2 protein-coding genes are annotated in these 2359 nt (G+C 70.0%); both read left to right on the forward strand.

Annotated features, from left to right (window positions below; genetic code table 11):
- The first annotated feature begins 144 nt into the window (after nucleotides 1–144).
- A complete protein-coding gene (gene istA / locus C1717_RS00030) occupies nucleotides 145–1395 on the forward strand; it encodes an IS21 family transposase (RefSeq protein WP_102371182.1) in 1251 nt (416 codons plus the stop codon).
- Complete coding sequence (gene istB, locus C1717_RS00035; protein WP_219722237.1) at nucleotides 1392–2174, forward strand: IS21-like element helper ATPase IstB; 783 nt, start codon at nucleotides 1392–1394, stop codon at nucleotides 2172–2174. Before istA ends, istB begins: the two co-directional genes overlap by 4 nt.
- The last annotated feature ends 185 nt before the right edge of the window (nucleotides 2175–2359 follow it).

Below are 2359 nucleotides of genomic sequence, written 5' to 3' on the forward strand. Positions count from 1 at the left end.
TGTTACCGCTAACCTGAGATTCGCCGTTTAGGCCAACGGGCGGCGCCGATTCCACCAACGCATATCCGCCGATCGCACCAACGTACTTTCACCGATTCGACCAACGGGCTTACGCTCGACCGTGCAGAGACACGGGAGGGCGACATGGAGAGAAACCTGATCGGGGAGATGAACATGATGAAGGAGAGCGGCGCGAAGCCGAACTTCACCGACATCGCGCGGAGGTACGGCGTCGACCGCCACACCGTCGCGAGGTACTGGAACGGGGGCGGCCCGCAGCCGGGCGACGCCCGCGAGGGGCGCGCGAGCGGCTTCGACCGCTACCGCGCCGAGATCGAGGAGAAGGCCTCCCTGCCGGGGATGACGAGGAAGGCCCTGCACGAGCTGCTGCTCGACAGGCACGCCGGCGACGAGCCGCCGGTGCCCGGCTACAACGCCTTCACGCACTACCTGCGCAGGAACGGCGTCGCCGTCGGCAGGGGCCTGCCGGAGGCGCACCCCCGCTTCGAGACGGAGCCGGGGCGCCAGCTGCAGTTCGACTGGAAGGAGGACGTGGTGTTGCACGACCGGTCGGGCGCCGAGTACCGCTTCAACGTGTTCTCGGCGACGCTCGGGTTCTCGCGCCGCCACCTCTTCCGCAGGTCGCCCACGAGGACGCGCGACGACCTGCTGGCGTGCATGTACGACACCGCGGCGCGGCTGGGCGGGGTCCCCGCCGAGTGGCTCACGGACAACATGTCGGCGATAGCCGCGATCGGGGGCGACGGCAGGCGCAGGCGCGACCCCCGCGTCGAGCGCTTCGCGCGGGAGGCGGGCTTCGAGATCGTGCTGTGCGCCCCGAGGACCCCCGAGACGAAGGGCAAGGTCGAGAGCGCCAACCGCTTCCTGTCGAGGCTGCTGGCCTACGAGGGGGACTTCGACGGCTGGGAGGGCGTCGACGCCGCGATCGCGCGCATCGAGCGGCGCAGCAACGAGGAGCCCAACGGGACGACGGGCGTGCCGCCCGAGCTGCTGTTCATGCGGGAGAAGGACGCCCTGAGGCCGCTCGGCAACCGGGCCCTGCTCGAGTCGATGCTCGGCGAGGTCTCCTACCAGACCGTCCCCGCGACGATGCTCGTGAGGTGCGCCGGCCGCGAGTTCTCGGTGCCCCGGCGCATGATAGGCAGGCGGGCGAGGCTCGTGCTGTCGGCCGACGGCGTGCTCAGGGTCTACGACGGCGGCGACCTCGCGTCCGTCCACGACACGCGCGCCCCGGGAGGGCCCGTGGTCTACGACCCGGCCCACTACGCCGAGGCGCTCTCGGGCAAGCGCTGGTGCGCCGACGGCGACATCGAGGAGGCCGCCCGCCGCAACCTCGAGCTGCTCGGCGGCCTGGGAGGGGGCGGTGCCGCGTGAGCGCGCCGCTGGCCGAGGCGAGCGCGCCGGAGCGCGCCCGCAACAACCTGGAGGAGCTCGGCATGGACGCGATGGCCTCCTCGGCCGCCGAGTACGCCGCCCTCGTCGCCGGCGGGTCCAAGACCTTCTCGCAGGCGCTGATGGAGATGACCGACGCCCAGGTGGCGGCCGTGAGGGCGCGCGACCTGGACCGCCGGGTCGAGAAGGCGAACTTCCCCTTCGTGAAGACGCTCGCCGACTTCGACTTCTCCTTCCAGCCCTCGATCGACCGCCCCGTCGTCGAGGAGCTCGCCGCGCTCGGGTTCCTGGAGCGCCGGGAGAACGTCGTGCTCGTCGGCAGCCCCGGCGTCGGGAAGACCCACATAGCGGTCGCACTCGGCGTCGAGGCGGTGAGGGCGCGCAAGCTCACGTACTTCGTGGACTGCCAGCGCCTCGTCGGCGACCTCAAGCGGGCGGCGGACAAGGGGGCGCTCGAGCGCAGGATGCGCTTCTACGCGCACCTCTCGCTGCTGATCGTGGACGAGGTCGGCTACCTTGAGGTCGACAAGGAGGGGGCCGACCTGCTGTTCCAGCTGGTCTCGAGGCGCTACGAGAGGAGGTCGACCATAGTGACGACGAACGTCGGGATAGGCGCGTGGGCCAAGGTCTTCGGCGACCCGGTGGTGGCGAGCGCCATCGCCGACCGCCTGTGCCACCACTGCACGGTGCTGAAGATCACCGGGAGGTCCTACCGCACCAAGGACCTGGCTCCGGACAGGGACGCCGGAAGCGGCGCCTGACGTTGGCGCGATCGGTGAAAGTACGTTGGCGCGATCGGCTAATATGCGTTGGCGAAAGGGGACTGCGGTGGGAATCCTGGACCAAGGCGGGACAGGAGGAGAACCGCATGTACAGCCAGGGGCAGAGGAAGCGCGCGATAGAGACCTTCATCAAATTCGACCATAGCTACGCCGACACCGTCGCA

It is taken from the genome of Enorma phocaeensis, from assembly GCF_900186505.1.
GTDB lineage: Bacteria > Actinomycetota > Coriobacteriia > Coriobacteriales > Coriobacteriaceae > Enorma > Enorma phocaeensis.

Excerpts from the sequence above, each read along its gene's own strand:
- istA (WP_102371182.1), top strand. The coding sequence starts at position 145 with ATGGAGAGAAACCTGATCGGGGAGATGAACATGATGAAGGAGAGCGGC.